14 protein-coding genes, 2 tRNA genes and 3 rRNA genes are annotated in these 17452 nt (G+C 38.1%); 10 read left to right on the top strand and 9 right to left on the bottom strand.

The window, feature by feature from the left end; translation table 11 throughout:
- Window positions 1–101: 101 nt before the first annotated feature.
- Together ACXX80_RS00095 and ACXX80_RS00090 are read right to left on the bottom strand one after the other, a co-directional pair.
- Window positions 102–2243, bottom strand: coding sequence for a penicillin acylase family protein (locus ACXX80_RS00095; protein ID WP_458551453.1), 2142 nt, complete (start codon window positions 2241–2243; stop codon window positions 102–104).
- A 77-nt stretch (window positions 2244–2320) separates the two neighbouring features.
- Window positions 2321–2773 (bottom strand): Lrp/AsnC family transcriptional regulator, encoded by a 453-nt coding sequence (locus tag ACXX80_RS00090; RefSeq protein WP_315208082.1) that lies wholly within the window; start codon window positions 2771–2773, stop codon window positions 2321–2323.
- A gap of 231 nt (window positions 2774–3004) precedes the next feature.
- Here ACXX80_RS00090 and rocD point away from each other — a divergent pair, with 231 nt between their 5' ends.
- Together rocD and ACXX80_RS00080 are read left to right on the top strand one after the other, a co-directional pair.
- Window positions 3005–4288, top strand: a complete 1284-nt coding sequence (gene rocD, locus ACXX80_RS00085) for an ornithine--oxo-acid transaminase (protein ID WP_458551451.1) — start codon at window positions 3005–3007, stop codon at window positions 4286–4288.
- Window positions 4288–5250, top strand: a complete 963-nt coding sequence (locus ACXX80_RS00080) for an arginase (protein ID WP_458551450.1) — start codon at window positions 4288–4290, stop codon at window positions 5248–5250. Before rocD ends, ACXX80_RS00080 begins: the two co-directional genes overlap by 1 nt.
- Window positions 5251–5330: 80 nt before the next feature.
- On the opposite strand, the gene arsB is transcribed toward ACXX80_RS00080, so the two are convergent.
- The 7 genes from arsB to ACXX80_RS00045 form a co-directional block, all read right to left on the bottom strand.
- Window positions 5331–6371, bottom strand: a complete 1041-nt coding sequence (arsB, locus tag ACXX80_RS00075) for an ACR3 family arsenite efflux transporter (RefSeq protein WP_458551449.1) — start codon at window positions 6369–6371, stop codon at window positions 5331–5333.
- Window positions 6372–6373: 2 nt separating this feature from the next.
- Complete coding sequence (locus ACXX80_RS00070) at window positions 6374–7006, bottom strand: arsenate-mycothiol transferase ArsC (protein ID WP_458551448.1); 633 nt, start codon at window positions 7004–7006, stop codon at window positions 6374–6376.
- 18 nt (window positions 7007–7024) lie between these two features.
- The gene (locus ACXX80_RS00065) at window positions 7025–7495 is read right to left on the bottom strand and encodes a DUF6428 family protein (RefSeq protein WP_458551446.1); all 471 of its coding nucleotides are present in this window, start codon (window positions 7493–7495) and stop codon (window positions 7025–7027) included.
- Between the two features lie 19 nt (window positions 7496–7514).
- Window positions 7515–7847, bottom strand: a complete 333-nt coding sequence (locus ACXX80_RS00060; protein WP_458551445.1) for an ArsR/SmtB family transcription factor — start codon at window positions 7845–7847, stop codon at window positions 7515–7517.
- A 183-nt stretch (window positions 7848–8030) separates the two neighbouring features.
- A complete protein-coding gene (locus ACXX80_RS00055) occupies window positions 8031–9083 on the bottom strand; it encodes a zinc-dependent alcohol dehydrogenase family protein (protein ID WP_458551444.1) in 1053 nt (350 codons plus the stop codon).
- A 239-nt stretch (window positions 9084–9322) separates the two neighbouring features.
- The gene (locus ACXX80_RS00050; protein ID WP_315208104.1) at window positions 9323–9706 is read right to left on the bottom strand and encodes a hypothetical protein; all 384 of its coding nucleotides are present in this window, start codon (window positions 9704–9706) and stop codon (window positions 9323–9325) included.
- 107 nt (window positions 9707–9813) lie between these two features.
- Window positions 9814–10104: a heavy-metal-associated domain-containing protein gene (locus ACXX80_RS00045; protein ID WP_458551442.1), complete on the bottom strand. Its 291-nt coding sequence runs from the start codon at window positions 10102–10104 to the stop codon at window positions 9814–9816.
- A 132-nt stretch (window positions 10105–10236) separates the two neighbouring features.
- Between ACXX80_RS00045 and ACXX80_RS00040 the strand changes: the two genes are divergently transcribed.
- The 8 genes from ACXX80_RS00040 (at window position 10237) to rrf (ending at window position 17448) form a co-directional block, all read left to right on the top strand.
- Window positions 10237–10407, top strand: coding sequence for a hypothetical protein (locus ACXX80_RS00040; protein WP_458551440.1), 171 nt, complete (start codon window positions 10237–10239; stop codon window positions 10405–10407).
- Entirely contained in the window at window positions 10370–10600 is a 231-nt protein-coding gene (locus tag ACXX80_RS00035) for a hypothetical protein (protein WP_458551439.1), read from the top strand. Before ACXX80_RS00040 ends, ACXX80_RS00035 begins: the two co-directional genes overlap by 38 nt.
- A gap of 43 nt (window positions 10601–10643) precedes the next feature.
- Entirely contained in the window at window positions 10644–11225 is a 582-nt protein-coding gene (locus ACXX80_RS00030; protein ID WP_458551438.1) for a DNA polymerase ligase N-terminal domain-containing protein, read from the top strand.
- Window positions 11226–12301: 1076 nt separating this feature from the next.
- Window positions 12302–13815: ribosomal RNA gene (locus ACXX80_RS00025) — 16S ribosomal RNA — on the top strand.
- A gap of 124 nt (window positions 13816–13939) precedes the next feature.
- Window positions 13940–14013 (top strand) — tRNA-Ile (locus ACXX80_RS00020).
- Between the two features lie 92 nt (window positions 14014–14105).
- A tRNA-Ala gene (locus ACXX80_RS00015) sits at window positions 14106–14179 on the top strand.
- Between the two features lie 130 nt (window positions 14180–14309).
- Window positions 14310–17193: ribosomal RNA gene (locus tag ACXX80_RS00010) — 23S ribosomal RNA — on the top strand.
- Window positions 17194–17338: 145 nt separating this feature from the next.
- Window positions 17339–17448 (top strand): 5S ribosomal RNA (rrf, locus tag ACXX80_RS00005).
- Together the 16S, 23S and 5S rRNA genes with 2 tRNA genes alongside form the textbook arrangement of a ribosomal RNA operon.
- Window positions 17449–17452: the final 4 nt, after the last annotated feature.

The following is a 17452-nucleotide window of genomic DNA, read 5'->3' as shown; positions in this document are numbered from 1 at the left end:
TTATTTTTACAAATGTCTCGATTAATTAGTCATAAAATTAGGACTATGATTTTTTTAATTTATAACTGTATCTTTAATTCTTATGGTGAACCAAGGAGTTATTATTCGCCGGGGTGATACGTTTTTTGTGCATTTTTTTGAACATCATCTTTATAAAACAAGACGTCTTTAAATTCTCCTTTTCGGTACATTTCAGCTTGGTCGTAAAAATGTTTTGATTTTGGATCGCCACTGTTTCCTCCTGCCAATAAAGATTTAGCTTTTACCTTTGTTCCAAATTCTACCGCGCACACAAAACTATTTCCGTTAGTTCCATAGCGTTTTTTAGTGTCTTTTTGATAATTACTTTTAAAAGCTGGTAAACTTCCCCAAAGTGCCGGTCCATAGCCTATGAGCAAACTTTCCATGGCATCATTGTAAGTCATAGTAATATCGCCGGATGTTCTCTGGAAACGATTGATTTCTCCCCAAGGAATTTGCCAAGTTCCAAATTTGATTTTCAATTCGTTTATAACCATTTGTAGTTGAGGAAGCAATTGGTCTGGAAAAGCATTTTTTGCAAAATTAATGGTGTTTTCTATTTGGTCCAATTCTCCTTGATTAGTATATACTTTTTGGATAATAGGATCTAATTTATAAGCCCATTCTACGGCTAAGGTTGTAGCAACAGAATTTTCTTTGGCGTAATAATCCCAGTTTTTTAATAGGGTTATCGGTTCTAAAAGTTCTGTGTAAAGCGGATTATTGGCACTGATGTTTTTTTCGAAACTGTTAATTAAAGATGGAATTAAAAACTCGAAAGCCGTTAGTTTCGTGTCGTAACCGTCTGCAATTACTTTGTCGAGCGTATATTTATTGCCTTTACTCAATAATCGCACGGCATTTAATCCTCTAAAACTTTCTCCATCTGGTGCCATATAAGGCAAGTAATTTTCTTCTTTCGGACTATTGTCACCCGCCACAGTATACGGTGTAGAATTACAGTTTTGTAACCAACCGTTTATTGGATTATACGAATGTACCGTTTCTGAAACTTCGTGTAATCCTTTCCATTGGGTTGCCGGTGTTGTGCCATCCATCACTTTTGACCAATTCATTTTTTTATCTCGAATAGGAACAAAATTCCCATGCCAGTAGGCAATATTTCCTTCTTTATCGGCATATACAGTATTGTTAGAGGTATTGGCTTTCAAATCCATGGCCTTTTTATACTCTTCAAAACTTTTCGATTTTGTTCTCATCCAACTTTGTTCCAGACTTTTCATCGAACGATTATTGGATTTTAAACTAATCCATTTCCCGTCTCTTTTGGCCATGATTGGGCCGTGATTGGTATAATAGGTGTTGAATGTTTTCGGAATCAATTTTCCGTTTTCCAGATACTTTATGGTTATTTTTTTCTCGATAACCGGAACTAATTTGTTGTTGTATTCGTAAAATAGTTTGTTGTTTTTAGTCACGATTTTCTCGGCATACATATCTGCCACATCCACATTTGATGAGGTATGCATCCAGCCACAATTTTCATTAAATCCTTGGTAAATAAAAAATTGCCCCCAAGTCACTGCTCCGTAAGCGTTCAATCCTTCTTCGCTGCTCATTTGTATTTCTGGCCTGAAATAAAAAGTAGTATGGGGATTAATGTATAAAATGGAATTTCCTGATGCTGTTTTTGAAGGAGCAATTGCAAATCCGTTAGAACCAGTTTGCACGTCTTTTTCACGTTCTATATACGCTACTTTATTAGTGTTTCCGGAATAAAATGCTTTCAATTCTCCGGTAGAAAGGTCAGCGGTGCTTATGGCTCCAATACTTCCATCCGTCCAAAGTAACGGAAACCAAGGTTCAAAATGTGTTAATAAAGCGGGCTTTACTTCGGGGTGATTGTATAGGTAAAAATTTATTCCGTCCGCATAACTGTTTAATAATTTTTTCAACCATGGCGCCGCTTTTTTATAATCGGCTTTAGCTTCTTCGGTATCTATCAAAAGTTTAATTTCTAGATCATTGTATAAAACCGATTGTCCCTTAATTTCTGAAAGGCGTCCCAGTTTTTCAATATAATTCATTTCTACCCGTTTGAAATCGTCTTCACATTGCGCGTACAACATTCCAAAAACGGCATCAGCATCAGTTTTGCCATATACATGTGCAATTCCCCAATTATCTCTGATGATGGTCACTTGTTGGGATAGTTTTTTTAATCGTTCTATTTCTTGGTTTGATATTTTTTGTGAAAACATGGGGAAGCCAAAATAAAAAACTAAAACTATCAGTGGCAAATGGTTTTTGAAGCGCTTCATTTTTATGGAATATTATGTTAGAGACTTACATTTCTTTTGAAAGCGCACCCCAGTTCTATTATAGAATCCGTTTTAGCAATACCGGGAATGTTATCTATTTTTTCATAAAGAACTTTACGCATGTGCTCATGATCTTTGGCAATAATTTTTATGTAAAGGGTAAAAGATCCGGTGATGTAATAGCATTCAGTTATTTCCGGAATATTTTTCAATTCTTCAATAATCCTATCAGAATCTTGATCTTTATTTAAAGTAATGCCGGTAAATGATCCCCAATCATAACCCACTTTTTTTTCATTAATCAAGGGTTTTATTCCTGTGAGTATTCCTTGTTCCGTTAATCTATTGATACGTTGATGCACCATTGTGTTCGATATTTTTAGATTGGCTGCAATGGCTGAATAGGCCATTCTTCCGTCTTTCTCTAATTCTTTGATAATATTGATATCGAATTCGTCTAATATATCCATGTTGGTTTAATTATAAATGATGCTTTTGTGTTTGTATAAAAGTACTTATTTTTATTTATTTCGAAATGCATCTGTAAATCGAATTGTAAATTTAAAAAATGACTTAATTTTAATCTAAATTAAAGAAATATTTCTAAATACTGTCTTTTTAAAAGTCAAAATATTTATTTTTATTGGTAAATTAAAAAAAAATAGTAATTTTGTACTTTAAAGTATTAAAATCCAAACATCATGACACATACAGAACAAAACCTTTCTTCAAAATCTGAAGCGTTGATAGCAAAAGAGAATCAATACGGAGCTCACAATTACCATCCTTTACCTGTAGTTTTAGAAAGAGGCGAAGGGGTTCATGTCTGGGATGTGGACGGAAAAAAATATTATGATTTTTTATCGGCATATTCTGCCGTAAATCAAGGACATTGTCATCCAAAAATTGTTGGTGCTATGGTAAAACAAGCGCAAACGCTTACTTTGACTTCACGTGCTTTTCATAATGATCAATTAGGACCTTTTGAAGAATATGTAACTAAGTATTTTGGTTTTGATAAAGTGTTGCCTATGAATACTGGTGCAGAAGCTGTTGAGACTGCTTTGAAATTATGTAGAAAGTGGGCGTATGAGGTAAAAGGAATTCCTGAAAACCAAGCACAAATTATCGTTTGTGAAAACAATTTCCACGGAAGAACAACAACTATTATCTCCTTTTCGAATGATGAAACTGCTCGCAAAAGCTTTGGACCATTCACGGCTGGATTTATTAAAATTCCATACGATGATGTAGAAGCATTGGAAAACGTATTAAAATCAACTTCAAATATAGCAGGATTTTTAGTGGAACCTATTCAAGGAGAGGCTGGAGTTTATGTTCCTACCGAAGGATATTTGGCAAGAGCTAAAGCGCTTTGTGAGGCGCATAATGTTTTATTTATTGCTGATGAAGTGCAAACAGGAATTGCCCGTACTGGAAGATTATTGGCAACTTGCGGAAATTGTGATTGTAAAAAAGGATGTGAAAACAATCCTGAAGTGAAACCCGATATCCTAATTCTAGGAAAAGCGATTTCTGGAGGTGTGTATCCTGTTTCGGCAGTTTTAGCGAATGATCACATTATGAATGTGATTAAACCAGGACAACACGGTTCTACTTTTGGAGGAAATCCAATTGCTGCTGCTGTTGCTATTGCTGCGCTTGAAGTAGTAAAAGAGGAAAATTTGGCACAAAATGCGGCTTACTTAGGCGAAGTTTTAAGAACCGGACTTAATGAGATTGCTTCAAGAAATCCATTAATCACATTGGTTAGAGGAAAAGGATTATTGAACGCGATAGTTGTTAATAGTGATGAAGAATCTGATTTAGCTTGGGATATTTGTATGAAATTTAGAGATTATGGATTATTGGCAAAACCAACTCATGGAAACAAAATTCGATTTGCACCGCCATTAGTAATAACAGAAGCTCAAATACATGAATGTTTGGCTATTATCGAAAGAGCATTAAACGATTTTAGATAATGGGAAAAACAATAAAATTAATAAAAAACCGATCCGATATAGGAGCGGGTACACGAGGTTCCGATTTAGGAATTGATGCTATCGAAATTGCGGCAATAAATCAAAACAGTGATTATTTTAATCAATTTGAGTTTGAAGATGTCAAAACGCATAACGAATCCATATATGATAAAAACCGAAGTTCTTCCGCAAAAAGGATTGAGCATGTTGTAGAGCAATGCACCAGAGTTTGCAATGCAGTAAAGAAAAATTTAGAGGGAAATTATTTTCCAATAGTTTTGTCAGGAGATCATTCTTCGGCATTAGGAACGTTAAGTGGAATCAAAGCAGTGTATCCGGAGCAAAATATTGGAGTGTTTTGGATTGATGCCCATGCTGATTTGCATTCGCCTTACACTTCGCCATCGGGAAATATTCACGGAATGCCTTTATCTGCGGCACTTGGCGATGATAATTTGAGTTGTCAGAATAACGAAGTCCCTTCGGAAACCCAACAGCATTGGGAAGATATGAAAAATATAGGCTATAAAGGACCTAAAGTTATGGCTGAAAACCTGATTTATTTTGGTGTTCGGGATACCGAAGAAGAAGAAGATAAGCAAATTGAAAAGTTAAACATCAAAAATTATAAAGTTGACGAAGTACGTTACAGAGGATTGGAAACGTGTGTTAGGGAAGCTTTGTCAAAATTAACGCATTGTGAAGTTTTGTATATTTCTTTTGATGTGGATTCCATGGATTGCGATATGATTTCTTATGGAACAGGTACACCGGTTCCCAAAGGTTTTGATCAGTATGAAATCATAGCGATTATCAATCAAATTATTCAAACGAGAAAAGTTGTTTGCATTGAATTTGTGGAGGTAAATCCATTATTAGATACTAAAGGAAATAAAATGGCAGAAACTGCTTTTGAAGTTTTAGAAGCTATAACGACAACACTTATTCTTCCTATTGAATAGTTTATTTTTAGAATGTATAGAAAAGCCCGAAATCAAATTTTAGATTTCGGGCTTTTTTATTTTTATAAGAATAGTAAAACCTAATTCGAATAATATTTCTTTTTTAACCAAAAAGCGACGTTTACCAAGATTATCAAAGCCGGGACTTCTACTAATGGTCCAATAACTCCTGCAAATGCTTGTCCGCTATTGATGCCAAAAACTCCAATGGAAACTGCAATTGCCAACTCAAAATTATTTCCCGATGCGGTGAATGAAAGTGCAACGGCATCTCTATAATTAGCCCCGATTTTTTTGGAAACAAAAAACATCAGGAAAAACATAATGGTGAAGAAAATGACTAGCGGAATGGCTATCCGAATTACATCCATTGGTAAATCAACAATCATTTCACCTTTTAAGCTAAACATAACTACTATTGTAAAAAGTAAAGCAATCAAAGTAATAGGGGAGACAAACGGAATGAATTTTTGATTGAACCATTTGTCTCCAATGAATTTCTTAATGGCATAACGGCTGATTACTGCTAATGCAAAAGGAATCCCTAAATAAATTCCAACCGTTGTAGCAATTTGGGCAACCGTAATATTTAATTCAAGTCCTTTTATTCCAAATAATGGCAACATGATTTCCAGATAAAAATACGCATATAAGCCAAAAAAGAATACTTGAAGTAAACTGTTAATACCAATTAATCCAGCTGTTAATTCCCTATTTCCTTCGGCTAATTCATTCCAGACAATTACCATTGCAATGCAAGGCGCAATTCCAATAATGATTAGACCCGTCATGTATTCCGGATAGTCTTTCAAAAAGAATGTTGCCAATGAAAACATTAAAAAGGGACCAACAATCCAAGTGATTAAGAAAGAGGCGGTCAGTAATTTTGGCTTTTCAAACATTAAAGGAATTTTCGAAAAATCAATTTTAGTCAATGGCGGATACATCATTAATATCAATCCAAAAGCCAAAGGAATATTGGTCGTTCCGCTTGAAAAGGAATTGATAAAACCACTGCTTGAAGGGATAAAATACCCAATGGAAACGCCAATTGCCATTGCCAAAAATATCCAAAGTGTAAGGTAACTGTCGAGAAAGTTTAATCTTTTTTTAGAAGCCATTATTATAATTTTATTTGAGAGAAAACATAAAACATTTCGGTTGCAATTTGCAAACTGCGTTCCTGATATTTTTCTGCTTGTTGTGGCGTATTGTCAAATGCTTTTGGATCTTCAAAAGTGATTGGAATACGAATTTCAGCTCCTGCAATAAATGGACAGCCGCCATCTGCTTGCGAACAAGTCAATATCGCTGCAAATTCACTTTTAGGATTAAATTCATCATCATACGTTTTAGAAAAACCAATAATAGGATGTTCATTTTCGGCGTATTTTATGGCATAAATAGGATTAGTTCCTGCCGCGATGGTTTTGATTTTAAATCCTGATTGTTCCAATGTTTTAGCTGCCATAGGAAACAAAGCAGTTGCTTCGGTGCCCCCAGAATAGCAAAATACATTTTTCACACCGAAATGTACCGCTGCAGTTTGTGCCCAAACTTGGGATAAATGACTTCTTCTGGAATTGTGAGTACAAATCAAGTTCAGCCTGACTTCTTGTTGATTCGATGCTTTTACTTGAATAAAATCAATAAGCGGTTGCAAAATGATTTTCCGTTCAGCAGAAATGCTTTCGAAATTAAAAGAAGAAATTGTTTTTGCAATTTCTGGAAATAGGGTGGTTTTGGTTAGTTCCATTTTACAGTTTTCAAAAAATTAGCAACAACCTCCACCTGGAGTGCAGCTATTGGTTTGACTTGGGATTTCGGATAATTTTACTTTTTGTTTTTCTGCAGGAATTCCGCATTGGTCTTCTGCTAAACAAGCCGTTTGTTTGTTTAATAATGTAAAAGCTGTTCCGTTGAATCCAATATCGTATTTACCAATAGTTTCCGCTTGAAATTCTACTTCCACCTCGTAATCTTCAATGCCTAATACTTTCTCAGATAATTCAATTATATCCAATAATTTTTTTGGTTTTAGACGGTGTTCAAAGTCATCGGCATCCCATAATTGGAAATTTACCACAGTTTCTTTTCGAACTTTTCCGCCGCAATCAATGAAGTTTCGGGTTATTAAACCTACTTCGGTTACGTGAAAATGTTCTGGTACATAGGTTCCATTTGGCAATACAAAAGCAACGTTGTCCAACGTGCTTAACTCTTTTTTAATTTCTGATAATTTCATGATTTGTGTAATTTAAAAATTAACAACATTGGTTTTTCTTATTTTCTAAATAGGTATTGATGTGTTCAAAAAAACCTTTTATTTTATTAAAACCGTCTTCATTTAAGCAATAACAAATGGAAGCTCCTTCAAAATTACCTTTTATAAGCCTGGCATTTTTCAGTTCTTTCAGATGTTGCGAAACGGTAGGTTGTGCCAAAGGCAATTCGTTTACAATATCGCCGCACACGCAACTATTTACTTTTATGAGATGTTGAATAATGGCAATTCGTGCAGGATGACCTATGGCTTTCGCCAAAGTTGCCAATTCGTTTTGCTCGTCTGTGAAATGTTCTGATTTAGTAATTCCCATCGCTATATATTTATATTGCAATATTACGATCTTAGAAAGAAACAACAAAATATTTTGCGTCAATTTATAATTAAAAAGCAACACAATATAGTAGGAGTGAACAGAGTTCTACCATGATCGTATTGCTATTTCTTTGAATATTTCTCAAGTAACAATGCAGATTGCTTAAGCTACAATCAGATTTTAGGCTTCAATAATTACCTTCATCGCTTTTTCTTTTGCTGCGTTTCCAAAAACTTCATAGGCTTTTAGTATTTCACTTAATTTAAAATGATGTGTAATTAGCTTAGAAGGTTCCAATTTTCCTGATGAAACAGTTTTTAATAGCATTGGAGTAGTATTTGTATTTACCAATCCCATTGTTATTGTAATATTTTGAATCCACAAATCTTGAATTTGTAGTTCTACGGGTTTTCCATGCACGCCAATATTTGCAATATTACCACCTGGACGAACAATTTTTTGACAGATATCAAAAGTAGCCGGAACTCCAACTGCTTCAATAGCCACGTCAACTCCGTCTTTCGTTTCTGCTAATATTCTTTTCTGCACATCTTCTTTGGCTGAGTTAATCGTATCTGTGGCGCCAAATTTTTTAGCCATTTTCAAACGATTTTCATCCATATCAATCATATAAATTTTAGAAGGAGAATAGAACTGGGCAGTAAGCAAAGCCGACATTCCTATAGGTCCGGCTCCAACAATTGCAATCGTGTCTCCGGGTTTTACGCCACCGTTAATCACGCCAATTTCATGACCTGTTGGCAAAATATCGCTTAGCATTACTAAAGCTTCTTCATCAGCGCCGTCAGGAATAAGATAAAGACTGTTATCTGCATGCGGAATACGAACATATTCTGCCTGAGTACCATTAATAAGATGTCCTAATATCCAGCCGCCATCCTCGCAATGAGCGTACATTTGTTTTTTGCAATATTCGCAAGAACCATCTGAAGTGATGCAGGAAATAATTACATGATCTCCTTTTTTGAAATTCCTAACGGAGGTTCCAATTTCTTCAATTATACCAACTCCTTCATGACCCAGAGTCGTTCCTGGTTTTACAGATGGCGTTTTTCCATGTAAAATTCCTAAATCAGTTCCGCAGATGGTAGTTTTCAATATTTTTACCAATACATCGGTCGGTTTTTCGATTTTAGGTAGCGGGACGTCTTTTAATTGTATTTTTCCAGGACCGTCATAAACTAGAGCCTTCATTGTTTTGGTCTGAACCATTTTACTTTTGTTTGATTGTTGTTTATCCATTATTGGACTGGCAATATTATTATGTCTTGATATCGGTCGATCTGATTATTAAAAAATTATAAATACTTTGCAGTGTTTAATGACCTTTAGAACTAAAAAATTACTATCCAAAGTTCATTTATTTCAGGCTTATATTCTATGATATAAATCATGTAATGAATAAAGATTCAAACTGTTTTAAAAGTTTTTTTTGTTGAAAGTTTTAGAATTTACATCCATTTTGATAGAAAATCAATCAACTCTTCTCTTAATTCTTTAAATAATTTTTCAAATACGGCGATGTTTTCTCGGTGCTTTTTATGGTCTGAAAATTTTTCATGATCTACAGCATTGGGATTTTTTTGCACAGCAGCCTCAAGGTAAGATTCGTGACTTTTAATATCATGATTTAAGATATCAATCTGTTCTTTTTGAATGATCAGTTGATTAGTAAAATGATCTGCTAAGGCACGTAACTCGTTAGAGGTATTCTTTTCAGCGACCTCCGTAATTCGATCAGTCATAATTTTAAGCTCATCTTTATAGAATAAAAATTTGTTTAGCCACGTTTTATGTTCTTCGTGTAATTCATAAATTGTTTTTTTAGTTTCCATTTTTCATCTTTTTTAAATAATTAGAAAGTAACTGAATCTGGTTGTTTTTTTTTATTTTAGAGGTAATAGTGAAAGCTTTGATATTTGGGAAAATTCATTCCCAAATATCAAAGCTTAAATACTCCTTTTGGTATAGCATGAAATCCGATTAGTTTTACTCGATTTTCAATATTACTTATAGGTATCATTTTTGAAGTGTGAATGGTAAATTCTCTTGGGAAAATTTCAGTATTCAATAAAACCTCTTTTATTCCGTCTAGTTCTAGTAGGCTAGATTTTATTTCTATTAAATCGGCTTCTTTCATGGCATTTGTTCCGAAAATTTGACCATGATTACCTGGGATTATATTATCAGTTAGTATACTTATGTTTTTATTTTTTAAGATTAGTAATTGCATAGTAGATTGTTGTAATTGTGAGTTAAGTAGTTTAAAGTTAGTGATTTATCTTGAATAATGTAAACAATTTAGGTTGGTTTTATTATAAAATGTTTAACTTAGTATATTGAAAATCAATTAAATGAGTGTGATATGAATAATAGAAGCAATAAATTGAATTTTGACAAAAGAAAACCGGGGAAGAAAGATAAAAATGCAATCCCTGATTCTCTTTTATATCCGCCAAGCGAGGATATTTATAACCGATTTGAAAAAGAGATGGAAATTGATCCCGAAGATCTTTCTAAAAAAGTCTCCGGTTGAAATAAATAATATCATGGAATTGAATGAGAAAAATTTTGAAGAGGATGTTTCTGGAGGAGATTTAGATATTCCTGGCTCAGAATTAGATGATGAACAGGAAAACTGGGGAAATGAAGATGAAGTAAACAACCATTATAGTATAGGTGGTGATAATCATAGTAATTTAGATGAGAATGCTGGAGATAAAAATTAGTTAGTGGGTTTATTGTAAGTTTTAATTACTAATCTGATTAATCATGTCTTTAAATGAATACAGCCAAAAACGTAATTTTTATTCTACTTTAGAGCCTAAAGGGAAAATAAAGCAATCATCGACCGAATTGATTTTCGTAGTACAAAAACATGCGGCTTCTCATTTGCATTATGATTTTCGATTGGAAATGAATGGAGTGTTAAAAAGTTGGGCAATACCCAAAGGACCTTCTATGAATCCAGCTGATAAAAGATTGGCTATCATGGTAGAAGATCATCCTTATAGTTATAAGGATTTCGAAGGTACTATTCCGGAGGGTAATTATGGTGCGGGGAGTGTTATTGTTTGGGATAATGGAACGTATACTATAGCGGACGAAGATGGATTGAATAAAGTTGAAGATAAATTACATTCCGATTTGCAAAAAGGGCGTCTTAGTTTTATTCTTAATGGGAAAAAACTGAAAGGTGAATTTGCATTAGTGAAATTAAAAACAAAACAGGAGAACACATGGCTTTTAATAAAGTCAAAAGATCAATATGCAAATGATGAAGATATTTTGAACCAAGACAAATCCATACTTTCTAATATAACATTAGAAAGTATGGAAAAGAAGAACGGATAATAAAATTCATTTGTGCGTTCCTCCTCATATAAAGAAAGGCAATTATCTAAAAAAGATAATTGCCTTTCTTTATATAATGAGTCGGGCTATCCGCTGCAAGTCCTCGTTAAGTTCCGTTACACTCCACTTATCTGTGGGCTTTCCACTGCTATCCCTAACGCGAACTGCAGTAATCCAGAGTTTTTTGGTTATTCGACTAAATCAAAATGACATCTACACGACAAATTTTTGTTTCCTTATATATTAGGAGAGGCTATATATAGGAACGACTAAAAAAGGGGAAGTTGTTATCGTATAACGTCATTTCACTAATTCATACGATTTTTTGGTTAGTAGGCAGAGAGCTGGAGCTTTTTTCAGTAGTAAGATGGACAAAGTGGCTGTAAAAAAGGGAATAAAGGTAAAGTACAATAAGGTTGTATAGGTAAAGAAAGGTGTGATCAGGTTGTCTATAGGTAATATGATTCACAGTTTTCTGGGGATAAAGCCAAGCTTTCCTTTGGATAGGGCCAGGGAGAGTAAAATAATTTACTTTCAAAATTCACGGTTTCAGCGAGTTAAAGTTTAAGTTAAGAAAACATCAAAAAAAAGTAATTAAAAAGCTTGAATAACTCAATAAACGGTGTAGTTTTGCACCCGCAACAACGCAGACGTTCTTTTAAATACTGGCAAGCAAAACGAATCAAATTAGAAAATTTATTTTCAAAAAAAGATTAAAAAAGCTTGTGAGATTAGAAAACGGATGTTACCTTTGCACCCCGCAAAACGCGCAAAGTTCCTTGAAAGATTGATGAGAAAATAAGAATTAAAGGGAGATAAAAATTTCCAAAAAAACTTCAAAATTTTCTTGCCAGTTAAAAAGAAAGTTGTACTTTTGCACCCGCTTCGAGAAACACTATAACAAGTGTTAACGGAGTTGAAAAAAGAGATAAGAACACGTTCCTAGACATATTGAATTGACAGCCGTTCCGATGAAAATCGGAACAAAAGAATAAGAGTAATAGAATCGAGAGATTTGAAAAAACCACTAGAATTTAGTCGAATGACAATAGCTTGAGCAATCAAGCAAATAATATACGATGAAGAGTTTGATCCTGGCTCAGGATGAACGCTAGCGGCAGGCTTAACACATGCAAGTCGAGGGGTATAGGTTTTCGGACCTAGAGACCGGCGCACGGGTGCGTAACGCGTATGCAATCTACCTTTCACAGAGGGATAGCCCAGAGAAATTTGGATTAATACCTCATAGTATTATATAGTGGCATCACTTTATAATTAAAGTCACAACGGTGAAAGATGAGCATGCGTCCCATTAGCTAGTTGGTAAGGTAACGGCTTACCAAGGCAACGATGGGTAGGGGTCCTGAGAGGGAGATCCCCCACACTGGTACTGAGACACGGACCAGACTCCTACGGGAGGCAGCAGTGAGGAATATTGGACAATGGGCGCAAGCCTGATCCAGCCATGCCGCGTGCAGGATGACGGTCCTATGGATTGTAAACTGCTTTTGCACAGGAAGAAACAACGCTACGTGTAGCGTCTTGACGGTACTGTGAGAATAAGGATCGGCTAACTCCGTGCCAGCAGCCGCGGTAATACGGAGGATCCAAGCGTTATCCGGAATCATTGGGTTTAAAGGGTCCGTAGGCGGTTTAGTAAGTCAGTGGTGAAAGCCCATCGCTCAACGGTGGAACGGCCATTGATACTGCTAAACTTGAATTATTAGGAAGTAACTAGAATATGTAGTGTAGCGGTGAAATGCTTAGAGATTACATGGAATACCAATTGCGAAGGCAGGTTACTACTAATGGATTGACGCTGATGGACGAAAGCGTGGGTAGCGAACAGGATTAGATACCCTGGTAGTCCACGCCGTAAACGATGGATACTAGCTGTTGGGAGCAATCTCAGTGGCTAAGCGAAAGTGATAAGTATCCCACCTGGGGAGTACGTTCGCAAGAATGAAACTCAAAGGAATTGACGGGGGCCCGCACAAGCGGTGGAGCATGTGGTTTAATTCGATGATACGCGAGGAACCTTACCAAGGCTTAAATGTAGATTGACCGGTTTGGAAACAGACTTTTCGCAAGACAATTTACAAGGTGCTGCATGGTTGTCGTCAGCTCGTGCCGTGAGGTGTCAGGTTAAGTCCTATAACGAGCGCAACCCCTGTTGTTAGTTGCCAGCGAGTCATGTCGGGAACTCTAACGAGACTGCCAGTGCAAACTGAGAGGAAGGTGGGGATGACGTCAAATCATCACGGCCCTTACGCCTTGGGCTACACACGTGCTACAATGGCCGGTACAGAGAGCAGCCACTGGGTGACCAGGAGCGAATCTACAAAACCGGTCACAGTTCGGATCGGAGTCTGCAACTCGACTCCGTGAAGCTGGAATCGCTAGTAATCGGATATCAGCCATGATCCGGTGAATACGTTCCCGGGCCTTGTACACACCGCCCGTCAAGCCATGGAAGCTGGGGGTGCCTGAAGTCGGTGACCGCAAGGAGCTGCCTAGGGTAAAACTGGTAACTAGGGCTAAGTCGTAACAAGGTAGCCGTACCGGAAGGTGCGGCTGGAACACCTCCTTTCTAGAGCCTTAGTGTTAGTATTAATACACGCTAGGGAAAGAAGACGAAAGTTCGAGTTGGAAACAAGTTTCAACATTATATTACTCTTGCTGTTAGTTCAAATAATACCATTTAAGAATAAGAGTGTCTCGTAGCTCAGCTGGTTAGAGTACTACACTGATAATGTAGGGGTCGACAGTTCGAGTCTGTCCGAGACAACTATTTTAGACTTAAAAAAAGAAGAAATTCTAGAGTTGAGGAGTTATGAAGTATAAATTCATAATTCATAATTCACAATTCATAATTAGATTGGGGGATTAGCTCAGCTGGCTAGAGCGCCTGCCTTGCACGCAGGAGGTCAACGGTTCGACTCCGTTATTCTCCACAAATCCGAAAGGATACAAGTTCATTGACATATTGAGATAAGAAAATAATAAAAAGTAGAAAGCATTTTTTGCTTGTTTATCATTAGACAAGTAAAAGAAACGGTCTTGTTTTAACTAACGAGATTGGTACAATAAGCAAAATAAGGGCGTATGGGGGATGCCTTGGCTCTCAGAGGCGATGAAAGGCGTGATAAGCTGCGAAAAGTTACGGGGATTGGCACACACGATATGATCCGTAAATACCTGAATGGGGCAACCCACTATGTTGAAGACATAGTACACCGATAGGTGGGCAAACCCGCTGAACTGAAACATCTAAGTAGGCGGAGGAGAAGAAAACAAAAGTGATTCCGTAAGTAGTGGCGAGCGAACGCGGATTAGCCCAAACCAATGTTGTTACGGCAATATTGGGGTTGTAGGACCACGACATTTGTTGCGGATAGAATTAGAATTTACTGGAAAGTAAAGCCAAAGAAGGTGATAGCCCTGTATAAGTAATAGAAGATAACGATAGTGGTATCCTGAGTAGGGCGGGACACGAGAAATCCTGTCTGAATTTGGCGGGACCATCCGCTAAGGCTAAATACTCCTGAGAGACCGATAGTGAACCAGTACCGTGAGGGAAAGGTGAAAAGAACCGTGAATAACGGAGTGAAATAGATCCTGAAACCATACGCTTACAAGCGGTCGGAGCCCTTTCGTGGGGTGACGGCGTGCCTTTTGCATAATGAGCCTACGAGTTAACGTTGCTGGCAAGGATAAGTGGTTAAGCCACGGATCCGTAGCGAAAGCGAGTCTGAATAGGGCGCTTTAGTCAGTAGTGTTAGACGCGAAACCGTGTGATCTACCCATGGGCAGGATGAAGCGCTGGTAACACAGTGTGGAGGTCCGAACCGGTTGACGTTGAAAAGTCTTCGGATGACCTGTGGGTAGGGGTGAAAGGCCAATCAAACTCGGAAATAGCTCGTACTCCCCGAAATGCATTTAGGTGCAGCGTTATGCGTAAAGTTATATAGAGGTAGAGCTACTGATTGGATGCGGGGGCTTCACCGCCTACCAATTCCTGACAAACTCCGAATGCTATATAATGTTTCATAACAGTGAGGGCTTGGGTGCTAAGGTCCAAGTCCGAGAGGGAAAGAACCCAGACCATCAGCTAAGGTCCCCAAATATATACTAAGTTGAAAGAACGAGGTTTGTCTGCCCAGACAGCTAGGATGTTGGCTTGGAAGCAGCCATTCATTTAAAGAGTGCGTAACAGCTCACTAGTCGAGCGGACGAGCATGGATAATAATCGGGCATAAGTATATTACCGAAGCTATGGATTTAGAGTTTACTCTAAGTGGTAGGGGAGCATTCTAACAGGGTAGAAGGTGTTTCGTAAGGGATGCTGGACTGGTTAGAAAAGAAAATGTAGGCATAAGTAACGATAATGCGGGCGAGAAACCCGCACACCGAAAGACTAAGGTTTCCACAGCTATGCTAATCAGCTGTGGGTTAGTCGGGACCTAAGGCGAACCCGAAAGGGACAGTCGATGGACAACGGGTTAATATTCCCGTACTAGTTATTACTGTGATGGGGTGACGGAGTGATGAAAGCGCCGCGAACTGACGGAATAGTTCGTTGAAGTACCTACCTATAAGCTGCGCAGGCAAATCCACGCGGCTTGGGGAAATACGATAGTACTCGGAGTCTTCGGACAAAGAGATAGTGCGCCTAAGGGCTTCCAAGAAAAACCTCTAAACTTCAGGTAATAAGTACCCGTACCGCAAACCGACACAGGTAGTCGAGGAGAGAATCCTAAGGTGCTCGAGAGATTCATGGCTAAGGAATTAGGCAAAATAGACCCGTAACTTCGGGAGAAGGGTCGCCAGCAGCAATGCTGGCCGCAGTGAAGAGGTCCAGGCGACTGTTTATCAAAAACACAGGGCTCTGCAAAATCGTAAGATGAAGTATAGGGCCTGACACCTGCCCGGTGCTGGAAGGTTAAGAGGAGATGTTATCTTCGGAGAAGCATTGAATTGAAGCCCCAGTAAACGGCGGCCGTAACTATAACGGTCCTAAGGTAGCGAAATTCCTTGTCGGGTAAGTTCCGACCTGCACGAATGGTGTAACGATCTGGACACTGTCTCAGCCATGAGCTCGGTGAAATTGTAGTAGCGGTGAAGATGCCGCTTACCCGCAGTGGGACGAAAAGACCCTGTGCACCTTTACTATAGCTTAGTATTGACCTTGGATAAATGATGTGTAGGATAGGTTGGAGACTGTGAAGTGGCGTCGCTAGGCGTTGTGGAGTCATTGTTGAAATACAACCCTTTGTTTATCTGAGGCCTAACCCCGTAATACGGGGGACATTGCTTGGTGGGTAGTTTGACTGGGGTGGTCGCCTCCAAAAGAGTAACGGAGGCTTCTAAAGGTTCCCTCAGTACGCTTGGTAACCGTGCGTAGAGTGCAATGGCATAAGGGAGCTTGACTGAGAGACATACAGGTCGATCAGGTACGAAAGTAGAGCATAGTGATCCGGTGGTTCCGCATGGAAGGGCCATCGCTCAAAGGATAAAAGGTACGCCGGGGATAACAGGCTGATCTCCCCCAAGAGCTCATATCGACGGGGGGGTTTGGCACCTCGATGTCGGCTCGTCACATCCTGGGGCTGGAGAAGGTCCCAAGGGTTGGGCTGTTCGCCCATTAAAGTGGCACGCGAGCTGGGTTCAGAACGTCGTGAGACAGTTCGGTCTCTATCTACTGTGGGCGCAAGAAATTTGAGTGGATCTGATTCTAGTACGAGAGGACCGAATTGGACAAACCTCTAGTGTATCTGTTGTCACGCCAGTGGCATCGCAGAGTAGCTACGTTTGGAAGGGATAAGCGCTGAAAGCATATAAGCGCGAAACCCACCACAAGATGAGATTTCTTTTAAGGGTCGTGGGAGATGACCACGTTGATAGGCTATAGATGTAAAGGCAGTAATGTCATAGTCGAGTAGTACTAATAACCCGTAAGCTTATGTACGCTTTTCCCCCGATGCAAGTCGGGGGGAGAAACTTTCTAATAAAAAAAACTTTTCTTTATCTCAGTATGTTAAGATATTATGTGATTGATGTTTATTATACAATAAACAACATTACAATAATTGCCCAAAGCAATTATAACCTCTTAAGGTGGTTATTGCGGCGGGGCTCACCTCTTCCCATCCCGAACAGAGTAGTTAAGCCCGCCTGCGCAGATGGTACTGCAGTTATGTGGGAGAGTATGTCGTCGCCTTTCTTCT

The sequence above is a fragment of the Flavobacterium sp. GNP002 genome, assembly GCF_054343795.1.
The sequence above is the reverse complement of the archived record's forward strand: the minus strand, read 5'-3'. Positions and strand labels throughout refer to the sequence as shown.